The sequence below is a fragment of the Herbaspirillum sp. WGmk3 genome (assembly GCF_023952535.1).
GTDB lineage: Bacteria > Pseudomonadota > Gammaproteobacteria > Burkholderiales > Burkholderiaceae_D > Herbaspirillum > Herbaspirillum huttiense.
The window spans coordinates 427192-449091 of record NZ_JAKYWT010000001.1 but is presented as its reverse complement, the minus strand read 5'-3'; the positions used below and the strand labels follow the sequence as shown (position 1 = coordinate 449091).

21 protein-coding genes are annotated in these 21900 nt (G+C 64.0%); 17 read left to right on the top strand and 4 right to left on the bottom strand.

Translation table 11 applies throughout. The features are described 5' to 3' along the window. Positions 1-72: 72 nt before the first annotated feature. Complete coding sequence (locus MKD49_RS01805) at positions 73-1230, bottom strand: MFS transporter (RefSeq protein WP_134136150.1); 1158 nt, start codon at positions 1228-1230, stop codon at positions 73-75. 96 nt (positions 1231-1326) lie between these two features. Continuing rightward, positions 1327-1983, bottom strand: coding sequence for a 7-cyano-7-deazaguanine/7-aminomethyl-7-deazaguanine transporter (locus MKD49_RS01800; RefSeq protein WP_252695277.1), 657 nt, complete (start codon positions 1981-1983; stop codon positions 1327-1329). 158 nt (positions 1984-2141) lie between these two features. Between MKD49_RS01800 and yddG the strand changes: the two genes are divergently transcribed. From yddG to MKD49_RS01770, 6 genes are all read left to right on the top strand, one after another. Further along, positions 2142-3038: an aromatic amino acid DMT transporter YddG gene (gene yddG / locus MKD49_RS01795; protein ID WP_252695276.1), complete on the top strand. Its 897-nt coding sequence runs from the start codon at positions 2142-2144 to the stop codon at positions 3036-3038. A gap of 169 nt (positions 3039-3207) precedes the next feature. Further along, on the top strand, positions 3208-3930 hold the full coding sequence (locus MKD49_RS01790; RefSeq protein ID WP_252695275.1) for an energy transducer TonB: 723 nt from the start codon (positions 3208-3210) through the stop codon (positions 3928-3930). A gap of 22 nt (positions 3931-3952) precedes the next feature. Further along, positions 3953-4687, top strand: a complete 735-nt coding sequence (locus tag MKD49_RS01785) for a MotA/TolQ/ExbB proton channel family protein (RefSeq protein WP_252695274.1) — start codon at positions 3953-3955, stop codon at positions 4685-4687. Then, positions 4687-5100 (top strand): biopolymer transporter ExbD, encoded by a 414-nt coding sequence (locus MKD49_RS01780; RefSeq protein ID WP_134136219.1) that lies wholly within the window; start codon positions 4687-4689, stop codon positions 5098-5100. The genes MKD49_RS01785 and MKD49_RS01780 overlap by 1 nt, the downstream gene beginning before the upstream one ends. 108 nt (positions 5101-5208) lie before the next feature. Further along, positions 5209-7323 carry a TonB-dependent siderophore receptor gene (locus MKD49_RS01775; RefSeq protein WP_252695273.1) on the top strand — a complete coding sequence of 705 codons (2115 nt, stop codon included), beginning with the start codon at positions 5209-5211 and terminating at the stop codon, positions 7321-7323. Positions 7324-7361: 38 nt separating this feature from the next. Continuing rightward, positions 7362-8936, top strand: coding sequence for a histidine-type phosphatase (locus tag MKD49_RS01770; RefSeq protein WP_252695272.1), 1575 nt, complete (start codon positions 7362-7364; stop codon positions 8934-8936). Here the strand turns inward: MKD49_RS01770 and MKD49_RS01765 are convergent. After that, entirely contained in the window at positions 8927-9481 is a 555-nt protein-coding gene (locus tag MKD49_RS01765; protein WP_134224133.1) for a hypothetical protein, read from the bottom strand. The two genes, MKD49_RS01770 and MKD49_RS01765, sit on opposite strands and share 10 nt — an antisense overlap. A gap of 468 nt (positions 9482-9949) precedes the next feature. On the opposite strand from MKD49_RS01765, the gene hemN reads away from it, so the two are divergent. The 11 genes from hemN to MKD49_RS01710 all read left to right on the top strand — a co-directional run bounded on the left by hemN (position 9950) and on the right by MKD49_RS01710 (position 20849). Then, entirely contained in the window at positions 9950-11401 is a 1452-nt protein-coding gene (hemN, locus tag MKD49_RS01760) for an oxygen-independent coproporphyrinogen III oxidase (protein ID WP_209583689.1), read from the top strand. A 13-nt stretch (positions 11402-11414) separates the two neighbouring features. Next, a complete protein-coding gene (locus MKD49_RS01755) occupies positions 11415-12257 on the top strand; it encodes a sulfite exporter TauE/SafE family protein (protein WP_252695271.1) in 843 nt (280 codons plus the stop codon). A gap of 2 nt (positions 12258-12259) precedes the next feature. After that, a complete protein-coding gene (locus MKD49_RS01750) occupies positions 12260-14776 on the top strand; it encodes a heavy metal translocating P-type ATPase (protein ID WP_252695270.1) in 2517 nt (838 codons plus the stop codon). After that, the gene (ccoS, locus tag MKD49_RS01745; RefSeq protein ID WP_039784822.1) at positions 14776-14949 is read left to right on the top strand and encodes a cbb3-type cytochrome oxidase assembly protein CcoS; all 174 of its coding nucleotides are present in this window, start codon (positions 14776-14778) and stop codon (positions 14947-14949) included. The genes MKD49_RS01750 and ccoS overlap by 1 nt, the downstream gene beginning before the upstream one ends. 152 nt (positions 14950-15101) lie before the next feature. Continuing rightward, positions 15102-16529, top strand: a complete 1428-nt coding sequence (ccoN, locus tag MKD49_RS01740) for a cytochrome-c oxidase, cbb3-type subunit I (protein ID WP_252695269.1) — start codon at positions 15102-15104, stop codon at positions 16527-16529. A gap of 12 nt (positions 16530-16541) precedes the next feature. Beyond that, the gene (ccoO, locus tag MKD49_RS01735; protein WP_039784824.1) at positions 16542-17156 is read left to right on the top strand and encodes a cytochrome-c oxidase, cbb3-type subunit II; all 615 of its coding nucleotides are present in this window, start codon (positions 16542-16544) and stop codon (positions 17154-17156) included. Between the two features lie 4 nt (positions 17157-17160). After that, complete coding sequence (locus MKD49_RS01730; protein ID WP_252695268.1) at positions 17161-17355, top strand: CcoQ/FixQ family Cbb3-type cytochrome c oxidase assembly chaperone; 195 nt, start codon at positions 17161-17163, stop codon at positions 17353-17355. Further along, on the top strand, positions 17348-18280 hold the full coding sequence (gene ccoP, locus MKD49_RS01725) for a cytochrome-c oxidase, cbb3-type subunit III (protein ID WP_252695267.1): 933 nt from the start codon (positions 17348-17350) through the stop codon (positions 18278-18280). Before MKD49_RS01730 ends, ccoP begins: the two co-directional genes overlap by 8 nt. Positions 18281-18420: 140 nt before the next feature. Continuing rightward, positions 18421-19917, top strand: coding sequence for a cytochrome c oxidase accessory protein CcoG (ccoG, locus tag MKD49_RS01720; protein WP_209583697.1), 1497 nt, complete (start codon positions 18421-18423; stop codon positions 19915-19917). Between the two features lie 53 nt (positions 19918-19970). Then, the gene (locus MKD49_RS01715) at positions 19971-20516 is read left to right on the top strand and encodes a FixH family protein (protein WP_134136138.1); all 546 of its coding nucleotides are present in this window, start codon (positions 19971-19973) and stop codon (positions 20514-20516) included. A 75-nt stretch (positions 20517-20591) separates the two neighbouring features. Beyond that, the gene (locus MKD49_RS01710; RefSeq protein WP_121042204.1) at positions 20592-20849 is read left to right on the top strand and encodes a hypothetical protein; all 258 of its coding nucleotides are present in this window, start codon (positions 20592-20594) and stop codon (positions 20847-20849) included. A gap of 91 nt (positions 20850-20940) precedes the next feature. On the opposite strand, the gene fnr is transcribed toward MKD49_RS01710, so the two are convergent. Beyond that, positions 20941-21792 (bottom strand): fumarate/nitrate reduction transcriptional regulator Fnr, encoded by an 852-nt coding sequence (gene fnr / locus MKD49_RS01705; protein WP_039784830.1) that lies wholly within the window; start codon positions 21790-21792, stop codon positions 20941-20943. Positions 21793-21900 lie beyond the last annotated feature (108 nt).

Here is a 21900-nt window from a genome sequence, read left to right as displayed (position 1 = left end):
GTTGTCTTGGCCAGGATGAACAAAGGCGCTTGCCCGTGAGGGTCAAGCGCCTTTTTTCCGGAGCGGGAAGAATCAGGCCGGAGCGCGAACGCGCTTGTCCAGCGAGGCCGAGACGGCCACCGTCACCAGGCCCAGCAGGGCGAAGGCCGAGCCGATCAGGGGCAGGTCGGTCAGCGGCAGGCCAGCCGAGATCGCCAGTCCACCGACCCAGGCGCCAGTGGCATTGCCGAGGTTGAAGGCCCCCTGGTTGAGGGTCGAGGCGAGGTTGGGCGCGCCGCGTGCGGTGTCGAGCACGCGGATCTGCGCACCGGGCACCACCGCAAAGGCGAAGGCCCCCCAGGCGAACATCGTTGCCAGCGTCGGCCACTTGTAATGGCTGGTGAAGGAAAACAGCCCCAGCACGATGGCGATGCACAGGAACACGCCGCACATCACCGGCATCAGTTTCCAGTCCGCCAGCTTGCCGCCGACCAGGCCCCCCACGGTGATGCCCGCACCGAAGAGCAGCAGCACCCAGCTTTCTTCACGGGCGCTGAAGCCGGTCACGTCCAGCAGGATGTAGGCGATGTAGGTGATCACGCTGAACATGCTGATCGAGGCCAGCGTCGAGGTCAGCAGTGACAGCTGCACGCGGGTATCGATGATGGAGCGGAACTCCTGGAAGATATTGCCGGCCTGCATGGGGATCTTCTTGGGCAGCATGGTCCACAGCATGACGGCAGCCAGCAGGCCGATGCCGGTCACCACGCCGAAGGTGGAGCGCCAGCCCGCCGCATGGCCGAAGGCGGTGCCCAGCGGCACGCCCAGGATGTTGGCGACGGTCAGGCCGGTGAACATCAGCGCCACTGCCTGCGCGCGCTTCTGCGGCGTCACGAGTTCTGCTGCCACCACCGAGCCGATGCCGAAGAAGGCGGCATGGCAGAAGGCGGTGACCACTCGCGCCACCATCAGGAACGGGTAATTGGGGGCCAGCGCGCACAGCACATTGCCGAGGATGAACAGGCACATCAGCCCTACCAGCGCCTGCTTGCGCGGCCACTTGGCAGTAAGGATGGCGAGGATGGGCGCACCGGCGGCCACGCCCAGGGCATAGCCCGAGACCAGCATGCCGGCGGCCGGAGCCGTGACACCCAGATCAAGCGCAACGTCGGGCAGCAGGCCCATGATGACGAATTCAGTGGTGCCGATGCCGAAGGCGGCAACGGCGAGGGCAAACAGGGGCCAGTTCATGCTCAGTCCAGGTGGAGGGTGGAGAGGAGGAGGGCGCGGCCAGGGCAGACCGCGCAAAGCCGCAAGTTTACCGTTGGATGGAAATCGCTGCAGGACTCAAGCCGGATCGGCCGCCAACGGGCGGCCAAACCAGCTCTTCAGGAAGGACATCAGCGCGCCATATGCCGGCAGGAAGAACAGCAGGCTGATGGCGATCTTGAAGCCATAATCGACCAGCGCGATCTCCACCCAGTGCTCGGCCATGAAGGGATCGCTGCTGCGCCAGAAGGCGATGGAGAAGAAGGCGATGGTGTCGCTGGCATTGCCGAAGATCATCGATACCGACGGTGCCAGCCACCAGTGGCGCGAAGCCCGCAGGCGATTGAACACTTGCACGTCCAGCACCTGCCCCAGCACATAGGCCATGAAGCTGGCCGCCGCGATGCGCGCCACGAAGACATTGAAATGCGCCAGCGCGCCGAAGCCCTGCCATTGGCCCATGTAGAAGAGAGCCGAGATGCCGTAGGAGATGAACAGGGCCGGCAGCATCACCGCGAAGATGATGCGGCGGGCCAGTGGCGCACCGAAGAAGCGCACCGTCAGATCGGTCGCCAGGAAGATGAAGGGAAAGCTGAAGGCACCCCAGGTGGTATGCAGCCCGAAGATCGAAACGGGCAATTGCACCAGGTAGTTGCTGGAAGTGATCACCAGAAGGTGAAACAGCGAAAGGCAGGTCAGCAGCGCGGCATGGCGGCGCAGGTCGAGTGTTGTCATATGAACCTTTTTGATGAATGGGGGCGAGGGAACCCATGGAACACGTCCGGCCGCCGCGCGGGCAATGGCCGCCGAAGACCGGACAGAAGGGGCAGGATTTTATCACAAGGCCCGGTCCCGGCCCTTGAGGTAAACTCTTGCGCTTTTGGGCAGGTGCAATGAACAGCAAGAAGGCAACCCTGATCGGTTTGAGCGCCGTGGTCTTGTGGAGCGCCATCGTTGGCCTGATCCGCGGCGTGAGCGAACATCTCGGTGCCACCGGCGGCGCGGCAGCCATCTATACGGTGGCCTCGCTGATCCTGATGGTGTCGGTCGGTTTCCCGCGCCTCTCCAGCTTTCCGCGCAGGTATCTGCTGTGGGGCAGCGTGCTGTTCGTGGCGTATGAACTGTGCCTGTCGCTCTCGATCGGCTACGCCCATACCGGCCGCCAGGCCATCGAAGTGGGCATGGTCAACTACCTGTGGCCGACCTTCACGCTGGTGGCGGCGATTCTCTTCGGCGGGCAGCGCGCGACGCTGCTGGTGGTGCCGGGCTTCATCCTGTCCATGCTGGGCATCTGCTGGGTGCTGGGCGGCAATCAGGGCCTGGACCTGCCGGTCATGCTGGCCAACATCCAGGACAATCCCTTGAGCTATGGCCTGGCCTTCATCGGTGCCCTGATCTGGGCGGCCTACTGCACCGTGACCACCCGCATCGCCGAGGGCAGGAACGGTGTGACGCCTTTCTTCATGCTGGTGGCCTTGGCCTTGTGGGTGAAGGTCCTGCTGGGCGGTCATGCCGCTGAACTTTCCTTCAGCGTGCCCGCGCTGGTCTATCTGCTGCTGGCGGCTGCCGCCATGGGGCTGGGTTATGCGGCCTGGAATGTGGGCATCCTGCACGGGAACGTGACGGTGCTGGCGGGGGCTTCGTATTTCATCCCGGTGTTGTCCTCGGCACTGTCGGCCGCGCTGCTGCGTGCGCCGCTGCCGCCGTCGTTCTGGGTCGGCGCGGCACTGGTGTGCGCCGGATCGATCCTCTGCTGGCGTGCCACCTCCGCAGGACGCAGAGAGGCGTGATCTCCCGATCTGATCCGCAGACTTCACTGCCTCGGCATGCTGCCAACAAATTTTTACATCGCATGGGGCTTTCCTGACGCCGTTGTCATCAATGCGTAACGGCGAGGTCATCTTGACTGCCTAGACTCCTGCTTTTTTCAGAGCAAGGCCGCGCGACGCGGCGAGAGTCATGCTGTCATCCCTTCCTCTTTCTCCACAGCGCACGGTACCCGGTGCGGCCATGCTGCGCAAAGCGCAGCCGGCGCTGCTGGTGCTGGCTGCGCATCTGGGCTTGCTGTGGCTGGCCACGCAGATGCACGCCTTGCCCGCGCCCATCTCCACGCCACCGGTACCGCCCACCGTGATGCTGGCACTCCTCGAGTCCGCACCGCAGCCGCCCTTGCCTGCGACATCACCGCATCCTGCAGCCCCCGTGCGCACTGTGCCATTGCGGCCGACACCCGTGCCGCACACCCGTCAGGCCGTGGCACCCGCGCCGGCCATGGTCACTTCTGCCGACACGTCATCTGCGCCATCCGCGCCATCTGCTCCTTCCTCGCCAGCTGCTCCAGCGTCTGCGCCCGAGGCCGCCGCTGCCGCGGTGACGCCGGCCGCCCCGATGATCCGCCCGCCCGTCATTACCAGCGGCGTTCAGTACCTCACTGCACCGCAGCCGGTCTATCCCGCTGCGGCCCGCCGTCGCGGCGATGAAGGCGAGGTGCTGCTGCGCGTGCTGATCGATGCCCAGGGCGGGGTGGAGCAGATTGCACTGGAACGCTCTTCCGGCATCGCCAGCCTCGACCAGGCCGCGCGCGAGGCCGTCCGGCGCGCGCGCTTCCAGCCCTATGTGGAGCAGGGCAGGGCGCTGCCTGCCTATGTGGTCGTACCGATCAAATTTCAATTGACGCAGTAACCCCGAACGAAAGGAATCAGCAATGGATGCAAGTCCCTACGGCCTCACGGCCCTGTGGTCGCAAGGCGATGTCGTCACCAAGGCGGTGGCGCTTCTGCTGACGATGATGTCGATGGCATCGTGGTATGTGATCGTGACCAAGGCCCTGCAATTGTGGCGCTACCGTACTCCGGCGCACGCCGCAGGCCACGCGTTCTGGGAGGCCGGCAACGTCGCCGCCGGCATCACTCTGCTGGGCCGCGACAATCCCTTTGCGGCGCTTGCCGGCGCCGGCCAGGGCGCAGTCGATCACCACACCAACCACCAAGGCCAGTTGCAGGATCGTCTGCCGGTCAGCGAGTGGGTCACGCTGTCGCTGCGCCAGGCCATCGATGAAGCCTCGGCCAGCCTGCAGTCGGGCATGGCGGTGCTGGCCTCGGTCGGTTCGACGGCTCCCTTCGTGGGCTTGTTCGGCACGGTCTGGGGCATCTACCACGCCCTGGTTTCCATCGGCAGCAGCGGCCAGGCCAGCATCGACAAGGTCGCCGGACCGGTCGGCGAAGCGTTGATCATGACGGCGCTCGGGCTGGCAGTGGCCATTCCCGCCACCTTTGGCTACAACGCGCTCCTGCGCGGCAACAAGAGCATCATCGCGCGACTGAACAAGTTCGGTTTCGAACTGCATGCGCTGTTCGTCACCGGGGCGCGCGCCGATGCCGCCTCTGCCGCGGCGGAACAGGCCCCGGCCCTGCGCCTGCGCACGCGGGGAGCTGCATGATGGGCATGGGTTCCCTCTCCGATTCGGACGATGACTTCAATCCCGAAATCAACACCACACCGCTGGTGGACGTGATGCTGGTGCTGTTGATCATCTTCATCATCACGGTCCCGGTCATGAACAACGCCGTCAAGATCGACCTGCCGCGCGCCACCGCCCAACCCGATACGCTCAAGCCGGACAGCATCAACCTCGCCATCGATGCCGACGGCAAGACCTTCTGGAATGACGAACCGGTCGATCAGTCGCAACTGCAGGCTCGCATCGGCAAGGCAGCCTCTGCACCGCAGCCGCCGGAACTGCATCTGCGAGCAGCCCGCACCACGCCCTACGAAAAAGTGGCACAGGTGATGGCCATGGCACAGGCCGGCGGGCTGGCCAAGATCGGCTTCGTGACTGATCCGCGGCCATGAACCCGAAAACGACCCGATAAAAAAGAGAAGACTGACCGGCATTGCCCGGTCGGTCCATTGCATAGCCAAATCAACTCCCTCTCTCTCCACATCCACTGCGAGTCCGACATGATTTCCACACGCATTGTCCGTTTCCGTCCGTCCACCATGCGCCGCGCCCTGCTCGGCGCCGGCCTCCTGCTGGGCAGCGCCGGCCCGCTGATGGCGCAGGCCGATGACAGCGTCCTGCCCCAGATCACCGTCACCGACAGCGCCGACAAGAAGAAATTGGCCGAGAAGGTCAGCAGCGGTGCCCTCGGTGATCGCTCCGAACTGGAGACGCCGTTCTCCACGCGTGCGGTCAAGAGCGACGAGATCGAAGATCGCCAGGCCACCTCGCTGGCCGAGGTGCTGAAGTACGACGCCAGCGTCAGCAACAACAGTCCGGTCAATGGCACGCACCCGGCCACCATCTCGGTGCGCGGCCTTCGTCTGGATGACCTGAACGGCTACAAGATCGATGGCCTGGCCAACATCAACCGCGGGACCGAAATGCCGCTGGAGATGTTCGAGCAGGTGGAAGTGCTCAAGGGCCTGTCCGGCTTCATGTATGGTTTCGGCTCGCCGGGCGGGATCATCAATTACGTCACCAAGCGCCCGACCGATGACACCTTCTTCGCCACCGATCTCGGCTATGCCAGCGGTGGCACCTGGAAGGAACATGTCGATGCCGGCGGGCGCTTTGGCGAGGACCAGCGCTTCGGTTATCGCGTCAACCTGGTCAACGAAAGCGGCGATACCGAGGCCGATCACGGCAGCATCAACCGCCAGTCCATCGGCGCATCCTTCGATGCCCGTCTCACCAGCGACCTGACCGTGCGCCTGGATGCCATCTACCAGCGCCGCATCGCCACCGGCGGTACCGATGTCATCGTCAGCGGATTCAGGATTCCTTCGCCGCTGGATGGCACGACCCGGCTCTACAGCAATGGCTCCTTCACCGATGTCGATTACCGCCTGGTGACGCTGAGCGCCGACTACCGTCTTTCGGATGACTGGAAGGCCAGCGTCGCCGTGCGTCACTCCGAATCGGTACGCATCTACAAGAAGGACCAGTACTACATCACCAGCAACAGCGGCAATTACCGTGATCGTGTGACCTCGGAATACCACGGCTATGAATTCAACGAGGCGCAAGCCATGGTGCAGGGCAAGGTGCGCACCGGATTCCTCCAGCATGAGCTGGTGTTCGGTGCAATGGCGCAGAACCTGCTCTCGACCTCTTCGGTCAATACCCCCAAGCCCTACATCGGCACCGGCAACCTGTATGCCCCGACGATCTACTCGGCCGACAGCGTCAACTACAGCGGCGGCACTTATCGCGATGAAAAGACCACCCAGACCGCGCTGTTCGCCAGCGACACGATGAAGTTCGACGACCGCTGGTCGGTGCTGGCCGGTGTGCGCTATACCAACTACATCGATACCGCCTACAGCACTGCCAACACCACCAGCGCGCGCTTCACCGCCAATCCGCTGAGCCCGACGGCAGCCGTGATGTACAAGCCGCGCGCCGATACCACGGTCTACGTCAGCTATGCCGAAGCACTGGAGCAGAGTGCCTCCGCCCCGACCACTACCGTCAATGCCAACCAGACCTTCGCGCCGATCAAGAGCAAACAGGCTGAAGTCGGTGTCAAGACCGAGCACGATGGCTGGAACGGCAGCCTGGCACTGTTCCGCATCGAGCGCGGCTCGCAGTACATCAACAGCGCCAACGTCTACGTGGCCGATGGCCAGAGCGTGTATCGCGGCGTGGAAGCCAATGGCTCGCTGCAGCTCACGCGTGATTTGAGCCTGGATGGCAGCGTCATGGTCATGGGATCGGAGATCACCCACGCTGCGGCCGCGGTCAACGGCAAGCGTGCCGTCGGTGCGGCCGATATGCAGGCCGGGGCGCAACTGAGCTATCGCGTGGCGGCCTTGCCGGGCTTGCAATTGCATGCCGGCGCGCAGTATGTCGGCACCATGGCGCTGGATTCGGCCAATGCCAACATGCTCTCGCCGTACAGCCTGTTTGATGCCGGGCTGAACTATCGCACCCGCATCGGTGGCCACATGACGACCTGGAGCGCCAACATCACCAACCTGGCCAATCGCAAGTACTGGACCTACTATCAGGAAACCTACCTGAACGTGGGTGCGCCGCGTACCCTGAACCTGAACGTGCGCGCAGACTTCTGAGTGCCAAGGTTTTCCTGATTCGGAAAGGATGAAACAACATGATCGGTGGCCTGTTCTCCCATCAGCCCGCAAGGGCCTGTGTCTGGCTGAGCGGCTTGCTGCTGGCCGCCAGCCTGGCGCAGGCCGCCGATCGTGATGATCGCCAGACCAAGACCCCCTACGCACCACGCCAGACGATGGCCAGCCTGGAGCCGGTTCCGCCTGGATATGAACCGGTGTTCACGCAACTGCTGGCGCGCCATGGATCACGCGGCCTGACGGGGATGAAATCCGATCTGGCCTTGTATCACCTGTGGCAGCAAGCCGAACAGGAGGATGCGCTGACCCCGTTGGGCCGCGAACTGGGACCGGCCTTGCAGGCCATGCTGCGCGCCAACTTCCTGCTGGGGGCCGGGGTTCCAGGAATCAGCCAGCCCGGCTATGGCAACGAGACCCGGACCGGCTTGCAGGAGCATGCCGATCTGGCGCACCGGATGCTGCAGCGCCTGCCCGGCCTGTTCGATCAGGCCGGCAGCGCCGGGCGCGCGGTGGTCGTGGTCAGTTCCGGCAAGGATCGCGCAGTGGACAGTGCCGAGGCCTTCACCCGGGCGCTGCTGGTGGTCCGCCCTGGTCTGCGCGACCAGGTGCAGGGGCCGTCCAGCGATGCCTATCTGCTGTATTTCCACCGTTTGCCCAAGACTCCCCCGGCAGAGACCTCCGGCGCGGATCCTCAGCAGGCGCTGCGCCTGCAGACCTGGCGCGACAGCCAGGCCTACCAGGCTTATGCCCGCAGTACCGCGCTGCAGGCGCAACTGGCCCGCATCCGGCAGGATCCGCGCTTGCAGGAGGCGGCCGATGTGGTCCTGGCACAGCTGTTCAAGCCGGATTTTCTGAGCCGGCTGGGGCAGGGGAGCTACCGTTTCAGCAACAGCGGCACGCTGACATTTTCCAGCGCCGATGGCCGTTACACCAGCACGCTGACCGGCGATGGCCGCAGCGTGATCGTCAACGGCTTGCAGGCCGCCTGGGCGCTGTATGACCTTTATGCCATCAGTGCCGGCATGCGCAGCGAACTGGCGCAGGCTGGCAGCGATGTGAAGGAGTTTGAACGATTCATGCCGCCGTTGGCGGCGCAGCGTTACGCCGAGGCTGAAGATGCTGAAGACTTCTACAGCAAGGGGCCGGGCATGGTGGAGCAGGGCGATGTGACCTGGCGCATGGCGCGCATCCTGCTGCAGGATTTTTTTGATGAGGCCGATGCCATTGAACGCGGGCAGCGCCGCCATCTGGCCAAGCTGCGGTTCGCCCACGCCGAGATCGTGATCCCGCTGGCTGCGCTGCTGGGCCTGCCCGGCGCATCGCAGCAGGTGACCGAGCGCGAACCCTATGCCCCGGCCAGCAATGGCTGGCGTGGCGCGCTGATCGCGCCGATGGCCGCCAACCTGCAGTGGGACATGTTCGCCAATGCCGCAGGACGCACCGTGGTGCGCCTGCTGTACAACGAAGCGGAGATGGATTTCAAGCCGGACTGCGATGCTGCGCGGCTTTCGCCGGACAGCCATTACTACGACTATCGCGCCTTGCGGGCCTGTTACGGATCGGTCCGCAAGGCCGAAGAGCACAATCAGAACTGATAGCTCACGCCCACCCGCAGCACCGGATACAGGTTGTAGCCATGCACCTTGTCGCTGAGCTGGGCGTTTTCGGCCGCCACGTCGGTGGCCAGGCGCGCGCAGATTGCGGCGGGGGCGTTGCAGCCGGAGTTGCTGACCGAAGTCGAGGCATTGCCCTGGAACATCACGCCCAGGTCGGCCGTGAAGCCCCAGCCCGGCTTGGCCGGGGCGACTGCGTTGCCCCAGCCCAGGCCCACGTAGGGCGCGAACTTCTTGAAATCGATGCGGCCATCGACCTGGCCTGCCTGTGAAGCGGTATAGACGTTGCCATTGATGGTATAGATGCCGTTGGCCTTGGGTTTGCCGGTGGCGTCGATCTTGTTGCCGTTGTAGACCACGCCGCCGGAGAGACGGAAGCCGTTGTCGAACGGGAACCAGTCCAGCAGCGCATCGAAGGTGCGCAGCTTGGCTTTGGCATCGTAGTTCACATCATTGGTGCTGGAGTTGAAGGAATAATCAAAATAGTTGACCCCGAAGCGGGCATTGAGCTGTTGCGCCAGCGGCACGCTCAGGTGGACGCCCACGCCGGTAGTGCCGAGTTCGCCACTGAGGCCGAGATTGGCGGCCTGGGCGGTGCTGCCAAGGGCAGCCAGGCTGATGAGACAAGCGCAGGAAAGTTGGAAACGGTGCACGAAGAAATCCCCCGGGATTGAAGATGAAAGACGGTCAGATGCCGTCCATCGCAGCCTAGGGTTTGGCGCATCGCTCTGTAAAGCGCGACAATGCCGAAAAGCAATCGAAAAGCGGCACGACGAAGACGCCGCGTGACATTGGCACCACAGAGGGCGGATTGAGGCGTGCTGTAGATGCCGTTCCGGCAACAGGTCCTGACCCTTTGATGCACATCAATGCGGTCCTGCAGTGATCTGTCTATTCTGCAAGCTCCAGTCAATACCAGCTCGCCCGGTGGGCTCGCGGCCCAGCGCATGTGCGCGCCGCGTCAGTCCGGCGTGGCAGCCGGCCAGGAGCATCGCATGCAAGTCGCCCATCCGTCCATCCTGCATCCATCCGCCAGTCTCGCCGGCATGAACAAGGCCGTCCTGCGCAAAATGGACCAGCGTGGTCCGCGTTACACGTCCTATCCCACGGCAGATCGCTTTTCGAGTGACTTCGCCGTCACCGACTACCTGCATGCGGTCTCCGACCGCCGCAACATGAGCGCCTGGCGGGCGCTGTCGCTGTACCTGCACATCCCGTTCTGCGACACCATCTGCTATTACTGCGCCTGCAACAAGATCGTCACCAAGAACCGCGCCAAGGCCTCGCTCTACCTGAGCTATCTCAAGCGCGAGATCAGCATGCAGGGTTCGCTCTTCTCCGGCATGAACCAGGTCGAGCAGCTGCATTTCGGTGGCGGTACGCCGACTTATCTCTCGGACGAGCAGATGTCGGACCTGATGAACCATATCCGCCACAGCTTCACGCTGGCTCCGGATCACGTGGGTGAATATTCGATCGAGATCGATCCGCGCACGGTGTCGGTGGCGCGTGTCCACAAGCTGCGCGAGCAGGGCTTCAACCGCATCAGCCTGGGCGTGCAGGATTTCGATCCGGAAGTCCAGCTGGCGGTCAATCGCGTGCAATCCGAAGAACAGACCCTGCAGATCATCGCTGCCGCGCGTGAAGCCGGCTTCCGCTCGGTCAGCATCGACCTGATCTACGGGCTGCCCAAGCAGAACGTGATGTCGATGTCGCGCACGCTGGCCAAGGTCATCGCCGCCAGCCCGGACCGCATCGCCGTCTACAACTATGCGCACATGCCGGCGCTGTTCAAGACCCAGCGCCAGATCAAGGAAGAAGACCTGCCCAGCGCCGACAGCAAGCTGGACATGCTGTCGCTGTGCATCCGCCAGCTGACCGGCGCCGGTTACGTCTATATCGGCATGGACCACTTCGCCAAGCCCACTGACGATCTCGCCATCGCCCAGCAGCAGGGCCGCCTGCATCGCAATTTCCAGGGCTACTCCACCCATTCCGAGACCGACCTGGTCGCGTGCGGCGTCTCGGCCATCAGCGCCGTGGGCGGCAGCTACAGCCAGAATGAAAAGACCCTGGATGGCTATTACGCCCGCCTGGAAAATTCCACGCTCCCCATCGCCCGCGGCATCCAGCTGGGCATGGACGACGTGCTGCGCCGTCTGATCATCCAGCGGCTGATGTGCAATTTCGAGCTGTCGATCAATTCGCTGGAGATCGCCTATCCCATCGTTTTCCGCGAATACTTCGCGCCGGAGATGGAAAAGCTGAAGCAACTGGAAGAGGACGGCCTCATCAATATCGAACCCGAATGGATCACGGTCGAGCCCAAGGGCCGTCTGCTGATTCGCAACATCTGCATGGTGTTCGACCGCTACCTGAACCAGGACCGCGAAAAAGCCGCAAGCCAGAACAAGGACACACCACAGCGTTATTCGCAGACCGTGTGAGCGGGGCGCGTCGATGAACCTGCTGCCGATCTTCCTGGTAGGCCTGATGGGCAGCGTCCATTGCATCGGCATGTGCGGCGGCATCATCGGTGCGCTCAGTTCAGCCGCGCCGCCGCGTGCCCCGGCGGTCGCCACCCAGGCGCTGGCCATGGCCGCAGCGCCGGGGCGTGCGGCGCATCGCATCATTCCCCTTCATGTCGCCGGCTCCGCCCAGGTCCAGGCCTTCGGGCAGGATCTGGTGCGCGTGCTGGGCTACAACCTCGGTCGCCTGTCCAGCTACGCGCTGGCCGGCGCACTGGCCGGTGGCATCGCCGCCGGCCTGCTGCGCGGTGCCGATGTGCTGGGCTGGCTGGCACCGGCGCAGACGGTGGCCTACGTCATCACCAATCTTGTCCTGATCCTGCTGGGGCTGTACCTCACCCAGTGGTGGAGCGGCCTGTCCCGCATGGAGCAATGGGGTAGCGGTCTTTGGTCCCGACTGCGTCCCCATGCAGCGCGGCTGGTGCCAGTGGATACGCCGGTCAAGGCGCTGCTGCTGGGCAGCCTGTGGGGCTGGCTGCCGTGCGGGATGGTCTACAGCGCCTTGCTCACCGCCCTCATGGCCGGCAGCGCCGTGCAAGGCGCGCTGATCATGCTGGCCTTCGGGGCGGGCACCTTGCCGGTGCTGCTGGTGGCCGGCATGTCCGGTGCACGCTTGCGCCAGTTGGCTGCGCGCCCTTGGGTGCGGCGCAGCGCCGGCGTGATCGTCTTGGCCTTCGGGTTGTTGGGTTTGCTGCGTGCCGCCGAGATTGGCGGCCTGGGCATTGCGCGCGGCTGGATCGACGTGTTCTGTGTCAGTCCGGTGCACGGAGGATGAGCATGCACAACGACGGGAGTGATGCGGCGAACCTGTGTTTCCATTGCGGCCAGACGGTGCCGGCGGGGGAGTCCTGGACGCTGGACATTGGTGGGCTCAACCGGACCCTGTGCTGCGTGGGCTGCCAGAGCGTGGCCCGGCTCATCGTCGAGAGCGGATGTGAAGATTTCTACCTGCGGCGGACCGTTCCCTCTGCCCGCATCGATCCAGAACAGTTGCTGCCGCCAGAGCTGGCCCTGGTGGATCTGCCCGTGCAGACAGCCGATGGTGAAGTTTCTGACGCAGGGGACCACGCGCAGGAACTGGTGCTTTCCATTGATGGCTTGCGCTGCGCCGCCTGCGTCTGGCTGATCGAGAAATACCTGGCCCGGATGCCCGGCATCGACATGGCCGAACTCAACGTGGCCAGTGCGCGCCTGCATATCCGCCGCGATCCTGCGCGCTGTTCTACTTCCACCATCCTGCGCGGCCTGCACGGCCTGGGTTATACGGCCTATCCCTTTGATCCGCTGCGCCAGGGCGAGCAGGCGCGCCGCGCCGGCCGCCGCCTGTTCCGCCAGTTGTTCATCGCCGGGCTGTCGATGATGCAGGTGATGATGTATGCCATCCCGGTCTACATGACGCATGAAGGCATCGATCCCGACATGATGGCGCTGATGCGCTGGGCCAGTCTGTTCCTGACCATTCCGGCGGTGTTCTATTCGGCCTTGCCGTTCTTTACCGGTGCCTGGGCGGGGCTGCGGGCGCGTGCGCCCGGCATGGACCTGCCGGTGGCGATCGGCATTGCTGCGGCCTTCACCGGCAGCGCCATTGCCACCTGGCGCGGCGAGGGTGAGATCTGGTTCGACAGCGTGAGCATGTTCATTTTCCTGCTGCTGGCCAGCCGCTACCTTGAGACTGCCGCGCGGCGCAAATCGGCGGCCGCGCTGGAACGCATGCAACAGGCTTTCCCGGCATCGGCGCTGGTACTGCGCGGGTATCCGCTGCAACGTGAGACGACGCTGGTGGCCGCCAGCCAATTGCAGGCCGGTGACGTGATCCTGGCTCGCCCCGGTGACACCATCGCCGCCGACGCCTGTCTGCTCGAAGGCGTGGCTGAACTGGACCTGGCGCTGCTGTCAGGCGAAAGCCGTCCGCAAGCTTTCCAGCCCGGTCAGGAAGCGCCGGGCGGCGCGGTCAACCTGAGCCAGCCGGTGCTGCTGCGTGTGGTGCGCACCACACGCGACAGCACGCTCGCGTCCATCACCCGCCTGGCGGAGCAGGCCGGGCAGGGCAAGCCGGCACTGGCGCAGTGGGCCGACATCGTGGCCTCGCGTTTCGTGGTGGCCTTGCTGCTGCTGGCGGCGATCACTTTCATTGCCTGGCATCTGATTGATCCGGCGCGCGCCTGGGCTACCGCGATTGCCGTGCTGGTGGTGTCCTGCCCTTGCGCGCTGTCGCTGGCCACGCCATCGGCCCTGGCTGCCGCCACCGACCGCCTGTTGCGGGAAGGCACGCTGGTCGTGCGCGGCAACGTGCTGGAATCCTTGCAGCGTGCCGATACCATCCTTTTCGACAAGACCGGCACGCTCACGCAAGGCCGGCCGCAGATGACGGCGTTGTGGAGCTGCATTCCCCAGGCGCAGGCCCTGTCGGTCGCCGCCGCCATGGAGCGCGGCAGTCTGCATCCGCTGGCCAAGGCGCTGGTGGAGGAGGCCGACCGTCGCGGCAGTGCAGCGTGCGACGTCGCCGAGCTCGGCTCCGTCACGGGCGCGGGCATGCATTGTGTCATCGATGGCGTGCCGCATCGCCTGGGCGCGCGCCACTTCGTGGCCGAGATCGCAGGACAATCCGTGCCTGCCGAACTGAACCAGCCCGCTGCGGCAGCGGCCGGTTCGGTCTACCTGGGCAACAGCCAAGGTTGGCTGGCGCGCTTCGACCTGGCCGATGCATTGCGTGCGGATGCCGTGGATACCGTGGCTGCGTTCCGTGCGCAGGGTTTGCGGGTGATCCTCCTGAGCGGTGACCAGCCCGAGGTCTGCGCCGAGGTAGCAGCGGCCGTCGGTATCGACGAAGTGATCGCCGGCTGCACGCCGCAACGCAAGCTGGAGGTGGTGCGCCAATTGCAGCAGGGCGGGGCGGTGGTGGCCATCGTCGGCGATGGCATCAATGACGCCGCCATGCTGCGCGCAGGCGATGTCTCCTTCGCGATGGGCAAAGGTGCGGCTCTGGCCCAGGTCAGTGCGGATGCCGTCATCATGAGTGATCGCCTGTCGGCCGTGGCACAATGTGCGCAGATGGCCCGCCGGACCATGCGCATCGTGCGCCAGAACCTGGTGTGGGCCAGCGTCTACAACTTCCTCGCCATTCCGGCAGCGGCCTTCGGGCTGCTTGATCCGTGGATGTCGGCGGTGGGCATGTCGGCCAGTTCGCTGCTGGTGGTCGGCAATGCACTGCGCCTGAGCCGTGCCACGCGCGCGGCACGGCAGGTGCCGGCAAGTGCTCCAGCGGTCCAGCCAGCGCTGGCGGGAGGGGCCTGATGGAAGCGCTCTATCTCCTCATTCCACTCAGTACCTTGCTGGTCTTCCTGGCGATCTGGGTGTTCTTCCGCGCCTCCGACAGCGGTCAGTTCGATGATCTCGAAGGACCGGCCATGCGCATCCTCCACGACGACGACATTCCCCCGCAGCAGGACCGGCACGATCCCGCCTGAGCTGCTCTCGCGCCTGCCCGTTCGTGCAAATAACGCCGCAATTGCCTGCATTTTTCTTTGCCTCTCTTTCCACTTGATACACGTCAATGCCCCCCGGAGGCTTGCCCCGTAAGCTCGCATTGAACAGTACTCAACAAAGTGGGGAGAGTTTCGTGAGCAAAGAAAATAGCTACAACTACACGGTTGTGCGCCAATTCACCGTGGCGACCATCCTGTGGGGCGTAGTCGGTATGCTGGTCGGCGTGATCATTGCCGCCCAGCTGGCATGGCCCGAATTGAACATGGGGATTCCCTGGCTGAGCTTCGGCCGGCTGCGTCCCTTGCATACCAACGCAGTGATCTTTGCCTTCGGCGGCTGTGCGCTGATGGCAACCTCGTATTACGTCGTGCAGCGCACCTGCCAGGTGCGGCTGTTCTCCGACTTCCTGGCGGCCTTCACCTTCTGGGGCTGGCAGCTGGTGATCGTCGGTGCAGCCATCACGCTGCCAATGGGACTGACTCGCGGCAAGGAATACGCCGAGCTGGAATGGCCCATCACCATCCTGATCGCCGTCGTCTGGGTGGCCTACGCCGTGGTGTTCTTCGGCACCCTCATCAAGCGCAAGGTCAAGCACATCTACGTGGCCAACTGGTTCTACGGTGCCTTCATCATCGCCGTGGCCATCCTGCACATCGTCAACGGCATGACCATGCCGGCCACGCTGACCAAGTCGTACTCGATGTACAGCGGCGCACAGGATGCCATGATCCAGTGGTGGTACGGCCACAACGCGGTGGGCTTCTTCCTGACCGCCGGCTTCCTGGGCATGATGTATTACTTCATCCCCAAGCAGGTCAACCGTCCGGTCTATTCCTACCGCCTGTCGATCGTGCACTTCTGGGCTCTGATCTTCACCTACATGTGGGCCGGTCCGCACCACCTGCACTACACCGCATTGCCTGACTGGACCCAGTCGCTGGGCATGGTGTTCTCGCTGATCCTGCTGGCACCGTCCTGGGGCGGCATGATCAACGGCATGATGACCATGTCGGGCGCCTGGCACCAGCTGCGCACCGATCCCATCCTGAAGTTCCTGGTGGTCTCGCTGTCCTTCTACGGCATGTCCACCTTTGAAGGTCCGATGATGGCCATCAAGACCGTCAACGCCTTGTCCCACTACACCGACTGGACCATCGGCCACGTGCACTCCGGTGCCCTGGGCTGGGTCGGCTTCGTCACCATGGGGGCGATGTATTACCTGATCCCGCGCCTGTCCGGCAAGACCCAGATGTGGAGCAAGGACCTGATCGAGATCCACTTCTGGGTGGCCACCATCGGCATCGTGCTCTACATCGCCGCCATGTGGATCGCCGGTGTGATGCAAGGCCTGATGTGGCGTGCGGTCAATGCCGACGGCACCCTGACCTACAGCTTCGTCGAAGGGGTCAAGGCAACCTACCCGTATTACATCATTCGTCTGATGGGCGGCCTGATGTACCTGTCCGGCATGCTGGTGATGGCCTACAACACCTGGCGCACCATGCGCGGCACCGAACTGGCTGTCGCACCGATTCCTGCCGTGACCAACGCTGCGCACTGATTGGGGGAAAGTATGAAGTTTTCGCATGAATGGATTGAGAAGAACCCCTGGCTGCTCATCGGCCTGGTGCTGCTGGTGGTCAGTGTGGGTGGCCTGGCCGAGATCGTGCCGCTGTTCTTCCAGAAATCGACCACCGAACCGATCGCCGGCCTCAAGCCTTATTCGGCCCTGCGCCTGGCCGGCCGTGACGTGTACATCCGCGAGGGCTGCTACAACTGCCACTCGCAGATGATTCGCCCGCTGCGCGCCGAGACCGAGCGCTATGGCCACTACTCGGTGGCTGGCGAGTCGGTCTATGACCACCCCTTCCAGTGGGGTTCCAAGCGTACCGGTCCGGACCTGGCCCGCGTCGGTGCCCGCTACAGCGATGAATGGCATCGCGCTCACCTGCACAACCCGCGTGACGTGGTACCGGAGTCCAACATGCCGGCCTACCCGTGGCTGGAGCAGGCCAAGCTGGACAACTACGACATCGTCTCGCGCATGAAGGCATTGAAGCGCATCGGCGACCCGTACACCGAAGAAGACATCAAGAATGCCCCGGCCGAGCTGGCCGGCAAGACCGAACAGGATGCGCTGATCGCCTACCTGCAAGGCCTGGGCATCCTGATCAAGGCGGAGAGATAAGACCATGATTGAAATGTTGACCGACCCACGCAGCCTGATCACGCTGATCAGCTTCATCACCTTTGCCGGCATCCTGTGGTGGACCTATGTCGGCCACAAGCCCGCTGATTTCACGCAAGCCGAGATGATCCCCTTCGCCGACGGCGACATGGGCCAGCCCGCTGCCGACAGCAGCGACAAGGAGGTGCGTCATGGCTGATTTCACCAGTGGTTTCTGGAACATCTGGATCATCGTCCTGACCGTGCTGGGCATCGCCGGTTGCGCGCTGCTGCTGTGGCAGCAGTCGAGCTGGAAGGTCAAGAAGGGCGACCAGCCGGTTGCCGGTTCGACCACCGGCCACGTCTGGGACGACGACCTGACCGAACTGAACAACCCGCTGCCGCGCTGGTGGATGTGGCTGTTCTACCTCACCATCATCTTCTCGGTGGGCTACCTGATCGCCTATCCGGGCCTGGGCAACCTGCCCGGTACCCTGGGCTGGCGTTCGACCGGCGAGCATGATGCCGACGTCAAGCAAGCCGAAGCCAAGTATGGACCGCTCTTCGACAGCTACCTCAAGCAAGACCTGAAGGTGGTAGCCGCCGACCCGCAGGCCCATGCTATCGGCCAGCGCCTGTTCCTGACCTATTGCGCGCAGTGCCACGGTTCGGATGCGCGCGGCAACAAGGGCTTCCCCAACCTGACCGACAACGACTGGCTGCATGGCGGCACGCCCGAGATCATCAAGGAAACCATCCTCAAGGGCCGTCACGGCGTCATGCCACCCATGGCGGCAGCGGTGGGCACCGACAAGGATGTCGACAACGTCGCCAACTACGTGCTGAGCCTGTCCAATTCGGCCCATGATCCGATCAAGGCCGAACTGGGCAAGTCCAAGTTTGCCGCCTGCATGGCTTGCCACGGCCCTGGCGGCGTGGGCAACCAGGCCCTGGGCGCGCCCAACCTGTCGGACAAGATCTGGCTCTATGGCGGCAGCATCGACACCATCAAGGAGACCATCAACAAGGGCCGCGACAACACCATGCCGGCGTTTGGTGAATTCCTCGGTGAACCCAAGGTGCACGTACTGGCGGCCTATGTCTGGAGCTTGTCCAACAAGCCCAGCAATGCAGAGGCCAAGTAGGCCCCGATGAGCAGTTGAACCCGCGCCGGGGCCGACGCAGACACAGAGCTGCGCGGCCCCGGCGTTCTTCGTGATGGCCATATCGGCAGCGCCCGGCCAAGGGGCGCATGACAGAGAGCGAAAGCAGAGCAGGCAAGACCATGAACAAGGCCGCAATGACACCCAGGCAGGGCAAGGAAGGGGACCCGCCACCCGAGGCAGGAACGCAGCAGGAGGCGCCAAAGAAGGAAGGCAAGAACGGCAAGGATGAATACGCCGTCATCCGCATGTATGCCGCGCGTGAACAGATCTACCCGCGCGAGATCCAGGGACGTTTTGCCAGCCTGCGCTGGCTGTGCGTATTCCTGACGCAGCTGGTGTTCTACGGCCTGCCGTGGATCAACTGGAACGAGCGCCAGGCCGTGCTGTTCGACCTGGCATCACGCAAGTTTTACCTGTTCGGCCTGGTACTGTGGCCGCAAGACTTCATCTGGCTGGCCGCGCTGCTGATCATCTGCGCCTTCAGCCTGTTTCTCTTCACGGCCATCGCCGGCCGCGTCTGGTGCGGCTATGCCTGTCCGCAGACGGTCTACACCGAGATCTTCCTGTGGATCGAACGCCGCATCGAAGGCAACCGCAGCGCCCGCATGCGCCTGGACCGCCAGCCCTGGTCGTTCGACAAGCTCTGGCGCAAGTCCGCCAAGCACCTGGCCTGGGGTAGCGTGGCCCTGTGGACCGGCATCAGCTTCGTCGGCTACTTCTCGCCGATGCGCGAGTTGTTGCCGGAAATCGGCCAGTTCGCACTGGGCCCGTGGGAGAGCTTCTGGATCGCCTTCTACGCCTTCGCCACCTATGGCAATGCCGGCTGGATGCGCGAGCAGGTCTGCAAGTACATGTGCCCCTATGCCCGTTTCCAGAGCGCCATGTTCGACCGCGACTCCCTGGTCATCACCTATGACAACGCCCGTGGCGAGCCGCGCATGCCTGCGGCCAAGGCAGCCAAGCTGCAGGAGGGACGCAAGGCGGGCGATTGCATCGACTGCACCATGTGCGTCCAGGTCTGCCCGACCGGCATCGATATCCGCCAGGGCCTGCAATACATGTGCATCGGCTGCGCGGCCTGCGTGGACGCCTGTGACAGCGTGATGGACAAGATCGACCGTCCGCGCGGCCTGATCCGCTATTCCACCGAGAACGCCATCGAGCAGGGCTTCTCGACGCCGGAAATCCGCCGCCGCCTGTTCCGTCCGCGCATCCTGATCTACACCGCCATCTTGGGCGCGGTGATCGCGCTGTTCCTGGGCTCGCTGGTGGTGCGCACGCCGCTGAAGCTCGATGTGATCCGTGATCGCGGTTCCATGGGCCGCGAGGTGGAGGACGGCATCATCGAAAACGTCTACCGCTTGCAAGTCATCAACACCGATGAGCGCGGCCATCGCTATCGCATCAGTGCGAGCGGCATCGAAGGACTGACCGTCGATCCGGCCGGCCCCATCGAACTGGCCGCCACCCAGACCCTGATGGTGCCGGTGCGGGTGAGGGCGCCGCATGGAGCGGGTGAGTCCGGCTCCAACAAGATTCATATCGAATTGCAGGCAGAGGACCAGCCGGCGCTGCATGTCAGCGAGAAGGCCGTGTTCCTGGTGCCGCGCCGCTGAGTGCGGCAAGCGTTGCAACACACGTGAACCAAACTTCATATCGAGAGGAAACCATGACCACCATCTCCCCCAAGCTTGGCAACACCGCTCCCTGGTACCGCCACCGCTGGCCCTGGCTGCTGATGTCCGGCCCGGCCGTAGTGGTGGTAGCGGGGATCTTTACCGCCTGGCTGGCCATCTCGCGGGCCGATGCCCTGGTGGCCGACGATTACTACAAGCAGGGCAAGGCCATCAACAAGGACCTGCGCCGCGATCATGAGGCGCAAAGGCTGGGCGCGGCCATCGGCATCGCCTATGACCCGGCCGCTGCCGTGCTGCGAGGCCGCCTGCAGCTGCGCCAGGTGCCTGCCGTCGGCGAAGAGGGCCAGACCCTGGTGCTGAACCTGGTGCACCCGACCCAGCCGGCCAAGGACCGCACGCTGCTGGTGCGTCCGGCCGCCGATGGCAGCTTCTCGGTACCGCTGGCGGAGATGGAGCAGGCACGCTGGCGCCTGGTGGCCGAGGACGGCAGCCATCGCTGGCGCCTGCACGGGTCCTGGGTGTGGCCGCAACAGCGCAGCATCGAAATGAATGCGGAGGCCTACGCACCGGCCGAATAATGCGCTAAGCTGGAGTGAAGCCGGCTTCAAGACCGGCCATCTTCGGATGAAACTTCATGCGTCAAGGAGACAGCCATGCGCAAACAGCAACGCAATCTCGCCATCGTGGTCTGGGTGGCTTTCCTGATGGCCATCGCGGCCGAGGGTGTGTTCTTTTCTCTGTTCAATCCCGAGGAACTGGCCATGGCGTCCGGCCATGAATGGGAAGCGCTGGGCGCCTACACCGTTGGGTTCTTCTGTTTCTGGGGAAGTTTCGCCGTCTGCGGCCTGCTGGCCGTGAGGCTGACACGCGCCCTGCCGAGAGAGCGCTTGCGTCATTACGTCCAGGGCTGAACGCCTTGGAGCGCTTCAATCAACTTTGAACAGTCTGGGGTTGGCTCGAAGCCGGTGCTGCTACCGGTTTCAAGCCTGTCAGCCCTTAGCCTTAGCTGGCTGCTCGTGCGGTAGCTGCTGCCGCCGGTGCCGGTGTGCAGGCATCGACGCCGGCAGCCAGGCGCTTGAGCGCGGCCAGGTCCACCACTTCCACATCGCGTTGTTCCACCGCCAGCAGGCCCTGCTTGCGGAACTTGGAAATCAGGCGGCTGATGCTTTCGATGGTCAGGCCCAGATAGTTGCCGACGTCCTGACGCGTCATGCGCAGCTGGAAGCGCGTCGAGGAATAGCCGCGTGCGGCATAACGTGAAGACAAATTCACCAGGAAGGCAGCAAAGCGCTGCTCCGCACGCATGTTCCCCAGCAGCATGATGACGTTCTGTTCGCTGGTGATCTCGTGGCTCATCATGCGATGGAAGTGGCGCAGCAGATGGGGAATCTGGCCGAACAGCTGTTCCAGGCGCGCAAACGGGATCTCGCAGACTTCACTGTCCTGCAGGGCCACTGCATCGCATTGATGCTGCTCGGTGCTGATGGCATCCATGCCCAGCAGTTCGCCAGGCATCTGGAAACCGGTGATCTGGCGGTCGCCGTCGAGGTTTTCCTGATAGGTCTTGAAATGGCCCACACGCACGGCGTAGAGCGCGGTGAAGCGGTCGCCGATACGGTACAGGAAGTCATCGCGGGCCACCTTGCGGCGGCCGATGATCTTGTCCAGGCGTTTCATGTCGGATTCATCCAGGCCCATGGGCAGGCACAGCTGGTGCATGCCGCAGGCGGTGCAGCTGCGCAGCGCAGAGCTGGCGGCGGCTTCGCGCGCGGCGGTCAGCGGCGAGCATTGGGTCAGGGGCGCGGCGGCGTTGTTGGCAGCGGCGAGCGAAGTGGAGTGGCAAGGCTGGTTCATACGATGTTCCCGGCGGACTTGTGGCAATCGAATGACTCGATTTTAAGTGCGCGGAACGTGATAGGCAGCACAGTATTCCCGAATCAGACGGCATTTCTTGTCCCAGAT